Here is a 15,814-nt window from a genome sequence, read left to right on the forward strand (position 1 = left end):
AGGTCTTCAGGGGTCGGGCCGCCCGGCGGCGTGGCCTGCTCGGGTGCCCGGGGATGTAACGACGACCGGCGGCGGGCCATTCCCCGGGGGCTGAGGCCCGGGTGGTGGTGCCGCGGGCTGGGGCCCGGGGGTCGTGGTGCCGCGCGGTGAGCCATGTCCAACGCCGGCGACCCCGCCCCGATTCCACCCCCACGGTGACCCCGCCCACCCGCCCACCGGACACCCACCCCAAACCCCGACACCACGCCCACCCGTTCGCGGTGATCATGGAGTTAGCGGCTCAGAATCCGGACATTTTTCCCCGCTAACTCCATGATCAACGGGGTTGTGCCGGGGCCGGGGTGGGTCAGGTGGGTCGGGTGGGTCGGCGGTCAGGAGGAGGCCGAGGGGGCCGGGCTGGCGTCGGCCTCCAGCGCGGCCAGGATGGCCTCCGCGGTCCGCTTCCCCACCCCTGGCACCTCGGTGATCTCCTCGACGGTGGCGGCGGAGAGCCGCTTCAGCGAGCCGAAGTGCCGCAGCAGCGCCTTGCGGCGCACCTCACCCAGACCGGGGATGTTGTCCAGCGCGGAGGAGGTCATCCGCTTGGAGCGCCGCTGGCGGTGGAAGGTGATGGCGAAACGGTGCGCCTCGTCGCGTACGCGTTGCAGCAGGTAGAGCGCCTCCGACGTGCGCGGCAGGATGACCGGGAAGTCGTCGTCGGGCAGCCAGACCTCCTCCAGCCGCTTGGCCAGCCCGCAGAGCGCCACGTCGTCGATGCCCAGCTCGGCCAGGGCCTGCGCGGCCGCCGCCACCTGCGGCGCACCGCCGTCCACCACCACCAGCTGCGGCGGGTACGCGAACTTGCGCGGCCGCCCGGTGGTGGGGTCGACGCCCGGCCGGTCCGGGTCGCCGGCGGTCTCCTCGCCGAGCTCGCCGGTCTCGGCCCGGGCGTCGAGGTAGCGGGCGAAGCGCCGACGCAGCACCTCGGACATCGCGGAGAGGTCGTCGGTGGCGCCCCGGACGATGAACCGCCGGTATTCGCTCTTGCGGGGCAGCCCGTCCTCGAAGACGACCATGCTGGCCACCACGTCGGTGCCCTGGATCTGGGACACGTCGAAGCATTCGATGCGCAGCGGCGAGGTCCGCATGCCGAGCGCGTCGGCGATCTCGTCGAGTGCCCTGCTGCGCGTGGTCAGGTCGCCGGCCCGCTTGAGCTTGTGCCGGGTGAGCGCGTCCTTGGCGTTGCGCTCCACAGTCTCCAGCAGGGACCGCTTGTCGCCGCGCTGCGGCACCCGCAGCGACACCCGGCTGCCCCGTCGGGTGGAGAGCCAGTCGGCGAGCGCGTCGACGTCACCGGGCAGCTCGGGGACCAGCAGCTCGCGGGGCACGTCGGCCTCACCCTGCTCACCGCCGTACACCTGGGTGCAGAAGTGATGGACCAGGTCGCCGGTGGTCACGTCCTCGGTCTTCTCCACCACCCAGCCGCGCTGGCCGCGGACCCGGCCGCCCCGGACATGGAAGACCTGGACGGCGGCCTCCAGCGGATCGTCGGCGAAGGCCACCACGTCCGCGTCGGTGCCGTCGCCCAACACCACGGTCTGCTTCTCCATCGCCCGACGCAGCGCGGCCACGTCGTCGCGCAGCCGGGCCGCCCGCTCGAACTCCAGCCCCTCGCTGGCCCGCAGCATCTCGCGTTCCAACTGCCGGACCATGCTGTCGGTGCGGCCGGCCATGAAGTCGCAGAAGCCGTCGACGATCTCCCGGTGCCGCTCGGCGGTGACGCTGCCGACGCAGGGCGCGGAGCACTTGCCGATATAGCCGAGCAGGCAGGGGCGGCCGACCTGACCGGCCCGCTTGAACACCCCGGAGGAGCAGGTGCGGGCCGGGAAGACGCGCAGCAGCAGGTCGAGCGTCTCGCGGATCGCCCAGGCGTGAGAATACGGCCCGAAGTAGCGCACCCCCTTGCGCTTGGCGCCGCGCATCACCTGCAACCGCGGGTATTCCTCGTCGAGGGTGACCGCCAGGTAGGGGTACGACTTGTCGTCGCGGTAGCGGACGTTGAACTTCGGGTCGTACTGCTTGATCCAGGTGTATTCCTGCTGGAGCGCCTCGACCTCGGTGGCGACGGTGATCCAGTCCACCGACTCGGCGGTGAAGACCATCTGCCGGGTGCGCTGGTGCAGGTTGACGGGGTCGGCGAAGTAGGAGTTGAGCCGGCTGCGCAGGCTGCGCGCCTTGCCGACATAGATCACCCGACCGGTGCCGTCGCGGAAGCGGTAGACCCCGGGCGACTCCGGAATCGTGCCGGGCGCGGGACGGTAGGTCGAGGGGTCAGCCACGCGCCAAGCGTAGTCCGCTCCCCCGACACTCCCGTCCGGCGCCGCGCCCGCCGCCGGGCCCTCAGGCCAGGGTGATCTGCTCGCCAGTGACCTTGATGTTCTTCGGCGGCAGGGGCTTGGTGGCCGGGCCCTGCTTGACCGAGCCGTCGCTGATCGAGAAGCGGCTGTTGTGGCAGGTGCAGTTGATCGTGCCGCCGTCGACGTTCGACACCGGGCAGCGCTGGTGGGTGCAGATCGGGCTGAACGCCTTGAACTGCCCCGGCTCCGGCTGGGTGATCACCACGCCCTTGTCGGCGAAGATCGCGCCGCCGCCGACCGGGATGTCGGTGGTCCGGGCCAGCGGGCCGGTGCTGTCCCGGTCGCCGCCCTCGGCGTCCCCGGCGCCGGTCGCTCCCGGACCACCGCTGGTGGGCGCGGGGCTGCCCGAGCCCCCGCCGTCGCTGCCGCCGCAGCCGGCCAGCACCACCGCCGCCCCGACCGCGCCGGCTCCCGCCAGCAGGGTCCGGCGCGTCTGCTTGCCCGGCTCGGTCAGCACCTGATCGTCACCCATGTCGGCCCCTCCTCAGCGTGGCCGCGGCCATGATCCGCGACCCTACCCGTCCACACGCCGCATTCTGCGGTCCGGTTCATACCGGCGCGTCACGGAAGGGGTATTCGCAGGAAACGCACAGCTTCGCACCGATGCGGCGGACGACCTGCCGCACATCGCGCTATCGCCCGGTCCGGACGGGCCAAGGCGCCGCATATCGCGCCGCCGCTCCGCCGGGACCCACGCCGACCTGCCGCACACCGCACCATCGCCCCACCGGGACAGGCCAAGATGCCGCATATCGCGCCATCGCCCCACCGGGACAGGCCAAGATGCCGCATATCGCGCCATCGCCCCACCCGGACAGACCGAGATGCCGCATGTCGCGCCGGCCCGCCCGGACAGACCGAAGCGCCGCATGTCGCGCCGCCGCTCCGCCGGGACGACGCCGAGCTAACCCATGTGGCGCGCGGCCCACCGCGACAAGCCGACCTCCGGCACGTTGCGCCGTCAATCGGCCGGAAGCCGGGGTCAACGCGTCGCGGCGGCCACCTTGCGGGGGGCCCGGGACCGGCCGGTGCCGTTGGCCTTCGCCGCCCGGCTGGTGGCCGCCGCGGCCCCCTTGGCCGCGCCGTCGAGCTTGAGCACCTGCCGCAGGAACTCACCGGTGTGGCTCTCGGGCACCTCGGCGACCTCCTCGGGAGTGCCGGTGGCGAGCACCGTGCCGCCCCGGTGGCCGCCCTCGGGGCCCATGTCGATGAGCCAGTCGGCGGTCTTGATCACGTCGAGGTTGTGCTCGATGGTGATCACCGTGTTGCCCTTGTCGACCAGCCCCTCCAGCACCATCAGCAGCTTGCGGATGTCCTCGAAGTGCAGGCCGGTGGTGGGCTCGTCGAGCACGTAGACCGTCCGCCCGGTGGAGCGCTTCTGCAGCTCCGAGGCGAGCTTGACGCGCTGCGCCTCACCGCCGGAGAGCGTCGGGGCGGGCTGGCCGAGGCGAACGTAGCCCAGGCCGACGTCGACGAGGGTCCGCAGGTGCCGGTGGATGGCCGGGATCGCGGAGAAGAACTCGGCCGCCTCCTCGATCGGCATGTCCAGCACCTCGGCGACGGTGCGGCCCTTGTAGTGCACCTCCAGGGTCTCCCGGTTGTAGCGCGCGCCCTTGCACACCTCGCAGGGGACGTACACGTCCGGCAGGAAGTTCATCTCGATCTTGATGGTGCCGTCACCGGAGCAGGCCTCGCAGCGGCCGCCCTTGACGTTGAACGAGAAGCGACCCGGACCGTACCCCCGGACCTTGGCCTCGGTGGTCTCGGCGAAGAGCTTGCGGATGTGGTCCCAGACGCCGGTGTAGGTGGCCGGGTTCGACCGGGGCGTCCGCCCGATGGGCGACTGGTCGACGCCGACGACCTTGTCCACGTGCTCCAGCCCGCTGACCCGGGTGTGCCGGCCCGGCACCAGCCGGGCGCCGTTGATCTGGTTGGCGAGCACGGCGTGCAGGATGTCGTTGACCAGGGTCGACTTGCCGGAGCCGCTGACCCCGGTGACGGCGATGAGCTGGCCCAGCGGGAAGCTCACGGTCAGGTTGCGCAGGTTGTGCTCGCGCGCCCCGTGCACCACCAGCTCCCGGCCCGGGGTCTGCGGCCGCCGCACCGGCGGCGTCGGGATCTCCTTGCGGCCGGCCAGGTATGCCCCGGTGACCGACTCCGGGTTCTCCAGCAGCGCCGGCACCGAGCCGCTGTGCACGATCCGGCCGCCGTGCTCGCCCGCACCGGGACCGATGTCGACGATCCAATCGGCGGTGCGGATGGTGTCCTCGTCGTGTTCCACCACGATCAGCGTGTTGCCCAGCCCGCGCAGCCGGACCAGCGTCTCGATCAGCCGGTGGTTGTCCCGCTGGTGCAGGCCGATGGAGGGCTCGTCCAGCACGTACAGGACACCGACCAGGCCCGAGCCGATCTGGGTGGCCAGCCGGATGCGCTGCGCCTCACCGCCGGAGAGGGTGCCCGCCGGCCGGTCCAGGGAGAGGTAGTCCAGGCCGACGTCGAGCAGGAACCGCAGCCGGGCGTTGATCTCCTTGAGCACCCGCTCGGCGATCATCTTCTGCCGGTCGGTGAGCTCGATGCCGGCGAGCAGGTCGGCCGCCTCGCCGACGGAGAGGTTGCAGACCTCGGCGATGCTCCGCCCGGCCAGGGTCACCGCCAGCACCTCGGGCTTGAGCCGGGCGCCACCGCAGGCGGCGCAGGGCACGTCCCGCATGTAGCCCTCGTACTTGTCCCGCGACCACTCGCTCTCGGTGTCGGCGTGCCGGCGCTCGATCCACTGCACCACGCCCTCGAAGCCGGTGTAGTAGGAGCGCTCGCGGCCGTACTTGTTGCGGTATCGCACGTGCACCTGGTCGTCGGAGCCGTGCAGGATCGTCTTCTGCGCCCGGGACGGCAGCTTGCGCCACGGGGTGTCGATGTCGAAGTGCTGGCTCTCGCCGAGCGCCTCCAGCAGGCGCAGGAAGTATTCCAGGTTGTGCCCGGTCGACCAGGGCTGGATCGCGCCCTCGCGCAGGGTGCGCTCCGGGTCCGGGATGACCAGCTCCGGGTCGACCTCCTTCTTGGTGCCCAGCCCGGTGCACTCGGGGCACGCGCCGTACGGGGCGTTGAAGGAGAAGACCCGGGGCTCCAGGTCCTCGATGGCCAGGGGGTGGTCGTTCGGGCAGGCCAGGTGCTCGGAGTAGCGGCGCTCGCGGTCCGGGTCGTCCTCGGCGAGGTCGACGAAGTCGAGCAGCACGATGCCGCCGGAGAGCCCCAGCGCCGCCTCGACCGAGTCGGTCAGCCGCTGCTTGGCGCCGGCCTTGACGGTGAGCCGGTCGATCACCACCTCGATGGTGTGCTTCTCCTGCTTCTTGAGCTTGGGCGGCTCGGTCAGCGGGTGCACCACGCCGTCGACCCTGGCCCGGGCGTAACCCTTGCCCTGGAGCTCGGCGAAGAGGTCGACGTATTCGCCCTTGCGGCCGCGCACCACCGGGGCCAGCACCATGAACCGGGTCCCCTCGGCCATGGCGAGCACCCGGTCGACGATCTGCTGCGGGCTCTGCTTGGAGATCCGCTCGCCGCAGACCGGGCAGTGCGGCTCGCCGACGCGGGCGAACAGCAGCCGGAGGTAGTCGTAGACCTCGGTGATGGTGCCGACCGTGGAGCGCGGGTTGCGCGAGGTGGACTTCTGGTCGATGGAGACCGCGGGGCTCAGGCCCTCGATGAAGTCGACGTCGGGCTTGTCCATCTGGCCGAGGAACTGCCGGGCGTACGACGACAGCGACTCGACGTAGCGGCGCTGCCCCTCGGCGAAGATGGTGTCGAAGGCCAGGCTCGACTTGCCCGACCCGGAGAGCCCGGTGAAGACGATCAGGGCGTCCCGGGGCAGGTCGAGACTGACGTCACGCAGGTTGTGCTCGCGCGCGCCACGGATGATCAGTCGGTCGGCCACGGTGCGTGTGCTCCCGGAAGAAGAATGTGCGGCGGATCTGTCCGCTCGGAGCGGGGTCTGAGCGGTTCTCGGAACGTTGTCGAGGCGCAGAAAAGACGCCTGGGCAACTCTAGCCCCGAGGTACGACAACTTTCCCCCCGCGCGCATTCCCCCAGCTCAGCACGGTCGGGCGGGGCGCTCCCGCACCCCGCCCGACCCGCGCTCACCGGTCAGTACCCGCCCGGCTCGGGCGGCAGCGTCGACCGGGCGGCCCGGCGCCGCTCGCCGCGCCAGCCGCCCCGGCGCTGGGCGGCCACCCGGGTCTGCCGGCGGCGGCTCTCGTGGTCCAGCTCACGCTGCAACCGGCGCCAGCTCTCGTACCGCCGGACCGGCAGCTCACCGGCGTCCAGCGCGGCCCGCACGGCGCAGGCCGGCTCGGCGTCGTGCGCGCAGTCCGCGTAGCGGCAGCCGGCGCCGAGCTCGGTGATGTCGGTGAACGCCCGGTCCAGGCCGGCCGCGCCGTCGAGCAGCCCGACCGCGCGTACCCCCGGGGTGTCCAGCACGGCACCGCCGCCGGGGATCGGCACCAGGGCCCGCCAGGTGGTGGTGTGCCGGCCCTTGCCGTCGACCCGCCGGATCGCCTGGGTCGGCATCACGACGGCCCCGGCCAACGCGTTGACCAGGCTCGACTTGCCCGCGCCGGAGGGGCCCAGCAGACCCAGGGTGCGGCCGGCGGCGACCAGCGGTCGCACCGGGTCCAGCCCCTCCCCCCGTTCGGCGCTGACCGGCAGCACTGGCACCCCCGGCGCCACCGCGGCCAACTGCCGGGCGATCGCGGCCGGATCGGCCGCCAGGTCCGCCTTGGTGAGCAGCACCAGCGGCCGGGCCCCCGACTCGTGTACGACCGACAGCAGCCGCTCGATCCGGCCGACGTCCGGCTCGGGGTGCACCGGCTCGACCACCGCGCCGACGTCCAGGTTGGCGGCCAGCACCTGGCCGCTGGCGTCCTTGCCGGCGGTACGCCGGATCAGCGCGGTGCGCCGGGGCAGCACCGCCTCGACGGTGACCGGCCCGTCCGGCCACCGTTCGAGCAGCACCCAGTCACCGGCGCAGGGCAGGGTGGCCGGGTCCCGGGCCGCGGCGGCGAGCACCGCGCCGGACAGGCTGGCCCGGGTGGGCCCGTCGGCGGTCAGCACGGTGCACACCCCGCGGTCCACCCGGGCCACCCGGCCGGGGCGACGCCCGGGCCGCTCGGATACGTGCGCCGCCCGCTCGGCGTCCCAGCCGAGGGCGGTCAGATCGATGGTCATGGCGGTTCCTCATCGGTGTCGAAGCTGGCTGTGGCGGAACTGGCGTGCTACGTCCGGCATGGTCACCACCTCGCCTTCCGACTGTCGGTGCCGCGCGCTGCGACGGCTTTGCGCGGCGCGGCCGGCGCCGCGCCGCGACCCGAGGCCGTCGACGCCGACGGTAGGGTGCCCGCCGACGCGCCGAAAGCGATTTCCGCGGCGACGTGGCGCGGGCGGACCGCTAGGGTCGACGGGTGACCACCGACCCGCTGTTGCTGACCGGTGAGGTGGACGCCGCCACGGCCCGCCTGCTGGCCACCGCGGAGACCCTCGACACCGCCGCGATCACCGCCGCCGCGCCGCTGCCCGGCTGGACCCGCGGGCACGTGCTGACCCACCTGGCCCGCAACGCGGACGGGCTGGTCAACCTGTTGACCGCCGCCCGCACCGGCGAGCGGATCCCGATGTACGCCAGCCCCGCCGCCCGCACCGCAGACATCGAGGCCGGCGCCGCCCGGCCGCCCGCCGCGCACCTGGACGACCTGCGCCGCTCGCACGAGCGCTTCGCCGCGGCGGTGGCCGCGATGCCGGCGGCGGCCTGGGCGGCGACGGTGCAGACCCACCGCGGCCCGCTGGTCGCGGCCCGGCTGGTCTGGACGCGGCTGCGCGAGGTGGAGGTGCACCACGTCGACCTCGGCGCCGGCTACACGCCGGCCGACTGGCCCGAGGCGTTCGGCCACCGGCTGCTGCACGAGGTCGCCGCCGACCTCGCCGCCCGCCCGGACGCGCCGGCGATGGTGCTGCGTTTCGACGGCAGCCGGCACGAGCTGCCGATCGGCACGGCGCCGGCGCCCACGATCACCGGCCCGGCGCCCGCGCTGGCCGCCTGGCTGATCGGTCGCGCCGACGGCACCGAGCTCACCGTCGAGCCCGACGGCCCGCTCCCGACCCCACCGGAATGGATCTAGACCATGACCTACAGCGGAGACGTCGCCCCGAACGGCGCCCCGGCCGTACGCGAACTCGACCGGCTCACCGTCACCAAGGTGTCGGTCGGCCCGATGGACAACAACGCCTACCTGCTGCGCTGCCGCGACACCGGCGAGCAGTTGCTGATCGACGCCGCCAACGAGGCGCCCCGGCTGCTGGAGCTGGTCGGCGAGGGCGGGCTGGCCACCGTGGTCACCACCCACCGGCACATGGACCACTGGGTGGCGCTGGAGGAGGTGGTGGCCAAGACCGGCGCCCGCGCCGCGGTGCACGCCGACGACGCCGAGGGCCTGCCGATCGCGGCGGAGCCGCTGCGCGACGGCGACACCGTCGCGGTGGGCGACTGCACGCTGGAGGTGATCCACCTGGTGGGGCACACTCCCGGCTCGATCGCGCTGCTCTACCGTGACCCGGCCGGCGGGCCGCACCTGTTCACCGGCGACTCGCTCTTCCCGGGCGGGGTGGGCAACACCGACCAGGATCCGCAGCGGTTCGCGTCGCTGATCGACGACGTCGAGCACAAGATCTTCGACCGGCTGCCCGACGAGACCTGGTTCTATCCCGGTCACGGCAAGGACAGCACGCTCGGCGCGGAGCGCCCGGCGCTGCCCCAGTGGCGGGCCCGCGGCTGGTGAGCCCCCGGCCGGGCGCAGTCAGGGCAGCGGGCGCAGCACCCGGACCCGGCGCGGCGCCAGGTCGACGGTCGGTTCGGTGGTGGGCACCGGATAGCTCGTCACCGTCTCCCAGCCCGGCGCGGTCAGGTGGCCGCGGCCGGGGTCACCGACCAGCACCTGCGTGCCGCCGGCCGCGGCCCGGCGCAGGAACGGCAGCACCCGCGCGGCCATCGCCCCGCTGTACAGCGCGTCGCCGGCCAACAGCAGGTCGGCGTCCACGTCGGCGTCGAGCAGGTCACCGATGTCCGGCGCGACGGTGACCCGGTTCGCGCGGGCGTTGACGACGACCGCGGCGCCCGCGTACGGGTCGATGTCGTTGGCCACCACCCGCCGGGCCCCGGCCAGCGCGGCGGCGATGGCCACCAGCCCCGAGCCGGTGCCCAGGTCGAGCACGGTGCGGCCGCGGGCGAGCTCGGGGTGGTCGAGCAGGTGGCGGGCCAGCGCCTGGCCGCCCGCCCAGGCGGAGGCCCAGTACGGCGCGGGCAGCGGCCGTCCCGCCGCCGCCTCCATCCGCGCCCAGAACACGATGGCGTCCTCGGCGAGGTGCAGCCGGACTTCGGGCACGAAGGGGGTCTCGACCAGTTGGAGCCGGTCCAGCCCGGCGCCCGGAGCCGCGATCTCGTGCTCCAGCTCGGTCAGCGCGGAGGCTGCGGTAAGGACCATCCGGGCCAGCATGCCGCAGTCGCCGTCGCGATGGGCCGGTTTTCCGCCCTCGGCGGATTCGCCGGGGCGCGCCGGCACTTCCGCCACCGGATCGGGCTTCGGGCGGTTACTGTCGAGGGAGTAAGGGCGATCATCGACGACACGTCGGTGGTCCGCCGCATGAACAGGGAGAGATGCATGGCAACCGGCACGGTCAAGTGGTTCAACTCGGAAAAGGGCTTCGGCTTCATCGAGCAGGACGGCGGAGGCCCCGACGTCTTCGTCCACTACTCGGCCATCGCCTCCAGCGGCTACCGAGAGCTGCAGGAGGCGCAGAAGGTCGAGTTCGAGGTGACCCAGGGGCAGAAGGGTCCGCAGGCGGACAACGTCCGTCCGCTGTAGTTCCGTGCCGGTGGCGGCGGCCGTAGCGGCCGCCGCCCCGGTGACGACGTCGTTTGTGGCGACCGGGGCCGGCGGCCCCGGTCGCTGCGGCAGCTAAACGCCGTGGTGCGGCCGGCGGCTCAGCGGCCGAGTGCGGCCGGCGACTCAGCGGCCGAGTGCGGCCGGCGACTCAGCGGCCGAGTGCGGCCGGCGGCTCAGCGGCCGAGTGCGGCCGGCGGCTCAGCGGCCGAGTGCGGCCGGCGGCTCAGCGGCCGAGTGCGGCCGGCACCGCCGGCAGGTCGGCGTGGTACGCCGATGCCGCCGGCAGCTCCCGTCGGCGCCGTAGCGGGCCGATCAGCAGCAGCAGCGGGCTCGCCGCGAGCCACCCGGTCATCAGCCAGATCGCCGCTCGCGGCCCCAGCGTCGCGCCGAGCGTCCCGGCCAGCAGCGCGGCCGGCGGGATCATCCCGTAGTTGAGCAGCTGCATGCTCACCGTCACCCGGCCCAGCAGGTGGTGCGGGGTGTACGCCTGCCGGAACGCGCCCTTCACCACGTTGCCCACCGCCACCCCGAGACTCACCAGCAGGCCGCCCAGCACCGGCCACAGCAGGCCGGCGCCCGGTCGGGCCAGCGGCACGAGCAGCGCGGGCGGGCCGGTGAGGGCGGCGGCGAGCAGCAGCGCACGGGCGCTGCCCAGCCGGCGGCTCAGGGTGGTGGCGAGCAGCGCGCCGAGCACCCCGCCGACGCTCATCGCGCCGACCACGGCACCCACCAGTCCCGCCGGCAGCTCGACCGTGCGGACCAGGAAGACCACCAGCACGGCCTGGTAGCCGACCAGACCGATGTTGCTGGCCGCCCCGTACCCGGTCAACACCCGCAGGTAGGGGTCGCGGGCGACGAAGGTGAGGCCGTCGGCGATCTGCCGGCGCAGCGACGGCGCCCCCACCGGCCGGGCCGGCGGGGGTTCGGTGGTCCGGATGCGCAGCAGGCAGGCGGCCGAGACCAGGAAGCTCAACGCGTCGAGCAGCAGCGCGGTGACCGCGCCGGCGAGCTGCGCCACCAGGCCGGCCAGGCCGGGGCCGAGGACGTAGCTGGCGGTCTGGGTGGCCTGGAGTTTGGCGTTGCCCTCGGGCAGCTGGTCGGGGCGCAGCAGCACCGGCAGATAGACCTGGTCGGCGGTCTCGAAGAACACCCGGGCCACCCCGGCGCCGAGCGCCACGACGAGCAGGTGCCCGACGGTGAGCAGGTCCAGCACGGCGGCCACCGGGATGCTGACGAACAGGGCCGCCGAGGCCAGGTCGCAGCCGACCATGACGGGCCGGCGGGGCAGCCGGTCCACCCACGCCCCGGCCGGCAGGCCGATGAGCAGCCACGGCAGCCAGGCGGCGGCGGTGAGCACGGCGACCTGGAGGGTGCCGGCGTCGAGCACCGAGACCGCCACCAGCGGCAGCGCCACCGTGGTGACGTTGCTGCCGATCGCGCTGGCGGTCTGGCCGGCCCAGAGCAGCCGAAAATCGCGGTGCCACAACAGTCCGCCGCGACGCGCGCCGCCGGCCGGCCGGCGGGCGGCGCGGGTCACGGCCGCGCCGGTACGCCGTAGGCGAAGAGGAAGACCGGTTGGCGCTCCCGCCCGTCGTCGGGGATCTCCCGCTCGCCCCAGCGGGCCAGCAGGTCGACCAGTTCCCGGCCGAGGTCGGCCAGTTCCTCCGGGGTCAGCCGCAGCCACCGGTCGGTGGAGAACGGCCCGTCGCCCCAGGTCTGCTTCGCGTCGTCGCCGGCGGCGTGCCAGGCACGGGCCAGGGCGACGTGCCGGTCGAGGTTGAGCGAGGTGGCGGCGTCGGCCACGGCCCGGGCGGCCGGGTCGGCGTCGAAGTCGGCGGTGGACCAGCGGACTCCCCGGTTGACCAGCCGCCACCACCGTTCCCGCCGGTCGCGGGCCAGCTCGGGCGCCTCGGTGACGAGGTCGGCGGCGGCGAGGACCTTCATGTGGTGGCTGATGTTGGCCGGCGCCTGGTCGGTCTGCTCGGCGAGCGTGCCGACCGTCGACGCGCCGTGCACCTTGAGCACGTCCATCAGTCGGCGGCGCAGGGGGTGGGCCAGCGCGGCCAGCACCCGGGAGTCGGTGACCCGGCGCACCTCGGGGTCGGGGTGGGCCCCCGCAGCGGTGACGTCTTCCATGACCCCAGGCTGACATGGACAAGAAGGGTTGCGCAATATTGGTTGCGCAACCCTTCTTGTCAACCTGCCGGGTCAGGCGGCGAGTCGCGCGTGCAGTTCGTCGGCCACCTGCTTGGCGACGGTGGGCGGAATGGCCGCCGCGATCGCCTGCGGGGTGAGCGTGGCCAGCACGCCCGACACGATCGCCTTCTCGTCCACGAAGTCCTTGTTGGACAGCGCGGTGACCTGGGCGACCAGCGCGGGCCAGCCCTGCGCCATCGCCAGCAGCCGCGCCGCCGGTGACCCGGCCATCGGCACCGAGAGCAGGCCGGCGGTGCCCACCGGCGAGATCAGCCAGTTGCGCAGGTTCTCCAGGTCGGCGAGGACGTCGCCGACGGTGCGCTCGGGGTAGCCGGTGGCCTTGACAAGCCTGTCGTTCTGTTCCATGACGTGCTCCTGGGGTGTGGACGGGATCAGTCCGATCTCGGTGAGGTAGCGGCGGAACAGCGGGGTCTGGTCCCGGTCCGCCTTGGTCGAGTCGCGGAAGAAGCTGAAGTGGGTGTGGGTGAGGTGGGTGCTGTCGCCGGTGGAGCGCCGGCCCAACCGGTCCCAGCGTCTGACGGTGCGGCCGTCCGGCGAGTAGATGACCTCGCGCAGATCACGGGTGCCGGGAGCGTCGGCCACGCACTGCGCCACGCACCAGTTGGAGAAGGTGATCAGGTTGTGGGTGCGGCCCTTCACCTGCACCTCGAACTCACCGACGTCCACGGCGGACGCGTGCAGGGTCAGGCCGGCCCGGTCTCGTGCGGACTCCACCACCGAGTAGTCGTCGGCCACCACTCGGTCGGCGCCACAGTGGTAACCGCCGTGGTGGTAGGCGTCTGCGACGATCCCGACCTCGTCGGGTTCGAGATCCTGGCCGCGGGGTGTGTCCGGGTCGACGTCGAGATAGCTGAGGAGCAGGTGGCGAACCGCGAGCAGGTTCGCCGGCGCCGTTGTCATGGCAGCCCCCCCCTTAGGGTAAGAGGGCCGGAGCGATGATCACCGTCCGTAGCGGACGGAGACCGGGCGCACCCGGCCGATTGATGCACATCGTCGGGCAGCTGTGTTCAAGCATAACCAACGATTATGTGAGTTATCCCAGGTCAAAGTGCCTGTATCAGGCGGCCGGCCGGCCCGGCACATTGCCGGTCATCGGCAGGATCAGCGCCGACGGGTGGGCGGGGTCGTGCCGGATCCGTCGCGCTCCGGCGCGCAGCGTGACGGCGGTGCCCAGCGGCTCGCCGGTGCCCGGGTTGCGCGCGTAGCGGGGGTGGGCGCCGCCGGAGACCTGCACCCGCAACCGGTGGCCGGCGGCGAAGCGGTGCGCGGCGGGCCAGAGCGGGACCGGCACCCGCACCACGCCGGCCGCGTCGGCCGGGAAGCGCTCCGGCGCAACCCGGACCAGGCCGTCGCAGACGTTCCACGACCGGCCCCGCCGGTCCACGTCGCACAGCCGCACGAACACGTCCAGGTAGGGCAGGTCGCTGTCGACGTACACCTCGGCGCGTACCGGGCCGATCACCTCGACCGGCCGGGTGAGCCGGGCGCTGGTCCAGGTGAGCACGTCGGGCCGGGCCTCGACCGGCCGGTTGTCCACCGGCCCGGCCCGCTGGGCGACCAGCAGCGGCCCGCCGAGCGACGGGGTCGGGTCGGCCGGGTCGTACCAGAACTCGGTGGGGGGCGACGGGCGCGGCGGGTCGGGGGCCAGTGCCCGGTCGCCGTGCAGGTGCCACCGCCGCTCGGTGGCCGGGGGCGGCCAGTCCGGCAGGTCACGCCAGCCGCCGCCGGCGCCGCCCAGGTGGATGCGTACCGGCGCCCGGCTGGCCGCCGGCCGGCCCGCCAGGTGCTCGTCGAGCCAGGCCAACCCCTCCCGCAGCGCGGCGGCGAACAACCCCGGACTGCCGTGCGTCCACGGGCCGACCACCAGGCGCGGCCGGGCGCCGGCGGCCCGCAGCGCCGCGTGGTCGTCCAGCTGGGCGGGGAGGAAGATGTCCTGCCACCCGCTGACCAGCACCACCGGCGACCGCACCTCGGGCAGCCGGGCGCCGAACACCCGGGTACGCCAGTAGTCGGCGTCCGGGGTGTGGTGGCGCAGCCACTCCTGGAAGAACGGGATGCGCACCCCGGTGGCGATCCGGTCGGCCTCCGCCAGCGGCAGATGGGTAAGCGCCGCCGCCAGGCGGGGCTGGCCGCGCTTGAGTTCCCACTGCCGGGCCAGCCAGGGCACGGTCTGCGCCTGGAGCAGCTCGGCCCAGGTCAGCACCGTGTCCAGGGCGAACGACTCCCCCGCGTACGTGGAGTCGCGGGTGGCCGACGCGGTGGCCACGGCGACCATGGCGCCCAGCTCCGCGCCCACCTCGGCGGCCACCGCCCACTGCACGAAGCCCTGGTAGCTGACGCCGAACATGCCGAACGAGCCGGCGTACCAGGGTTGGCGGCGCAGCCAGTCGACGGTGTCCAACCCGTCGTCGCGCTCGTGCACCAGCGGCGCGAACGTCCCGCCGGAGCCGTGGGTGCCGCGGCAGGACTGGATCACCACGTGGTAACCACGCTCGGCGATGACCCGGGCGAGCAGCCGCATCGGCCCCCGCCGCCCGTACGGGGTGCGGATCAACACGGTGGGCGCGTCCGGCAGGTCGGGGGCGTGGTGGTCGGTGCGCAGGGTCACCCCGTCGCGGACCCGTACCGGGATGTCCCGGCGCACGGTGACCCGCCGGGTGCGCGGGGCGGGCAGCCGCAGCACCGCGGCGGCGAGGCGGGCGGCGAGCCGGTCCACGCTCAGTCCGCCGGGCGCCGGGGCGGCTCGGGGCGCAGCGCCCGGACCTCGTCGCGGTGCTGCCGCATCGAGGTCACCATCGCGGTCATGAAGCGGTGCACGACCGCCAGTTCGGCGTCGTCGAACCCGTCCATCACCTCGTCGGTACGCCGACCGAGCGGGCCGAAGAACTCCATCGCCAGCGCGGCGCCCCGGTCGGCGTAGTGCAGCAGGATCTTGCGGCGGTCGGCGGTGTCCCGGTCCCGCCGGATGTGGCCGGCCCGTTCCAGCCGGTCGACCAGGGCGGTGACCGCCCCGGAGGAGAGGTTGAGCAGCTCGCCCAGTCGCCCCGGGGTGATCGGGTCGCCGACCAGCTCGGCGTCCATCACCGCGATGAGGGCGTGCAGGTCGGTGGCGCCGAGCCCGTGCAGGCCGGCGAAGGCGTGCCCGATGTGCTGCGCGTCCACCGAGTATCGGCGCAGGTCGTTGGCGATGTCGGCGATCAGGCGACCGCGCTGGGTCTCCCGTCGGCGGTACATCTCGTGCGCTGCCACGTCGCCCGTCGTTTCCTCCCGCGCCGG

Annotated in this window: 13 protein-coding genes; 3 read left to right on the forward strand and 10 right to left on the reverse strand. The window is 73.7% G+C overall.

What is annotated here, in order from left to right; genetic code table 11:
• Positions 1–371: 371 nt before the first annotated feature.
• The 4 genes from uvrC to rsgA form a co-directional block, all read right to left on the reverse strand.
• A complete protein-coding gene (gene uvrC, locus K7640_RS12410; protein WP_222954926.1) occupies positions 372–2,318 on the reverse strand; it encodes an excinuclease ABC subunit UvrC in 1,947 nt (648 codons plus the stop codon).
• A gap of 61 nt (positions 2,319–2,379) precedes the next feature.
• Positions 2,380–2,868 carry a Rieske (2Fe-2S) protein gene (locus K7640_RS12415; protein WP_222954927.1) on the reverse strand — a complete coding sequence of 163 codons (489 nt, stop codon included), beginning with the start codon at positions 2,866–2,868 and terminating at the stop codon, positions 2,380–2,382.
• 510 nt (positions 2,869–3,378) lie between these two features.
• The gene (gene uvrA, locus K7640_RS12420) at positions 3,379–6,324 is read right to left on the reverse strand and encodes an excinuclease ABC subunit UvrA (protein WP_222954928.1); all 2,946 of its coding nucleotides are present in this window, start codon (positions 6,322–6,324) and stop codon (positions 3,379–3,381) included.
• A gap of 209 nt (positions 6,325–6,533) precedes the next feature.
• Positions 6,534–7,613: a ribosome small subunit-dependent GTPase A gene (gene rsgA / locus K7640_RS12425; protein WP_222954929.1), complete on the reverse strand. Its 1,080-nt coding sequence runs from the start codon at positions 7,611–7,613 to the stop codon at positions 6,534–6,536.
• A 233-nt stretch (positions 7,614–7,846) separates the two neighbouring features.
• On the opposite strand from rsgA, the gene K7640_RS12430 reads away from it, so the two are divergent.
• Together K7640_RS12430 and K7640_RS12435 are read left to right on the forward strand one after the other, a co-directional pair.
• Positions 7,847–8,560, forward strand: a complete 714-nt coding sequence (locus K7640_RS12430; protein ID WP_222954930.1) for a maleylpyruvate isomerase family mycothiol-dependent enzyme — start codon at positions 7,847–7,849, stop codon at positions 8,558–8,560.
• Positions 8,561–8,563: 3 nt separating this feature from the next.
• On the forward strand, positions 8,564–9,217 hold the full coding sequence (locus K7640_RS12435; RefSeq protein WP_222954931.1) for an MBL fold metallo-hydrolase: 654 nt from the start codon (positions 8,564–8,566) through the stop codon (positions 9,215–9,217).
• Positions 9,218–9,235: 18 nt separating this feature from the next.
• Here K7640_RS12435 and K7640_RS12440 read toward each other — a convergent pair whose 3' ends face one another.
• A complete protein-coding gene (locus tag K7640_RS12440) occupies positions 9,236–9,919 on the reverse strand; it encodes a methyltransferase (RefSeq protein ID WP_255608760.1) in 684 nt (227 codons plus the stop codon).
• A gap of 177 nt (positions 9,920–10,096) precedes the next feature.
• On the opposite strand from K7640_RS12440, the gene K7640_RS12445 reads away from it, so the two are divergent.
• A complete protein-coding gene (locus tag K7640_RS12445; protein WP_088975147.1) occupies positions 10,097–10,300 on the forward strand; it encodes a cold-shock protein in 204 nt (67 codons plus the stop codon).
• 244 nt (positions 10,301–10,544) lie between these two features.
• Here K7640_RS12445 and K7640_RS12450 read toward each other — a convergent pair whose 3' ends face one another.
• The 5 genes from K7640_RS12450 to K7640_RS12470 all read right to left on the reverse strand — a co-directional run bounded on the left by K7640_RS12450 (position 10,545) and on the right by K7640_RS12470 (position 15,772).
• On the reverse strand, positions 10,545–11,858 hold the full coding sequence (locus K7640_RS12450; RefSeq protein WP_222954932.1) for an MFS transporter: 1,314 nt from the start codon (positions 11,856–11,858) through the stop codon (positions 10,545–10,547).
• A complete protein-coding gene (locus tag K7640_RS12455) occupies positions 11,855–12,457 on the reverse strand; it encodes a helix-turn-helix transcriptional regulator (protein ID WP_222954933.1) in 603 nt (200 codons plus the stop codon). Before K7640_RS12455 ends, K7640_RS12450 begins: the two co-directional genes overlap by 4 nt.
• A 72-nt stretch (positions 12,458–12,529) precedes the next feature.
• Positions 12,530–13,438 carry a hypothetical protein gene (locus tag K7640_RS12460; RefSeq protein ID WP_222954934.1) on the reverse strand — a complete coding sequence of 303 codons (909 nt, stop codon included), beginning with the start codon at positions 13,436–13,438 and terminating at the stop codon, positions 12,530–12,532.
• Positions 13,439–13,595: 157 nt separating this feature from the next.
• Positions 13,596–15,254: a CocE/NonD family hydrolase gene (locus tag K7640_RS12465; RefSeq protein ID WP_222954935.1), complete on the reverse strand. Its 1,659-nt coding sequence runs from the start codon at positions 15,252–15,254 to the stop codon at positions 13,596–13,598.
• A 2-nt stretch (positions 15,255–15,256) separates the two neighbouring features.
• Positions 15,257–15,772 (reverse strand): MarR family winged helix-turn-helix transcriptional regulator, encoded by a 516-nt coding sequence (locus K7640_RS12470; RefSeq protein ID WP_222955121.1) that lies wholly within the window; start codon positions 15,770–15,772, stop codon positions 15,257–15,259.
• Between the last annotated feature and the right edge of the window lie 42 nt (positions 15,773–15,814).

Origin of the sequence: Micromonospora sp. PLK6-60 (assembly GCF_019890675.1) — a bacterium.
Taxonomy (GTDB): Bacteria; Actinomycetota; Actinomycetes; order Mycobacteriales; family Micromonosporaceae; genus Micromonospora.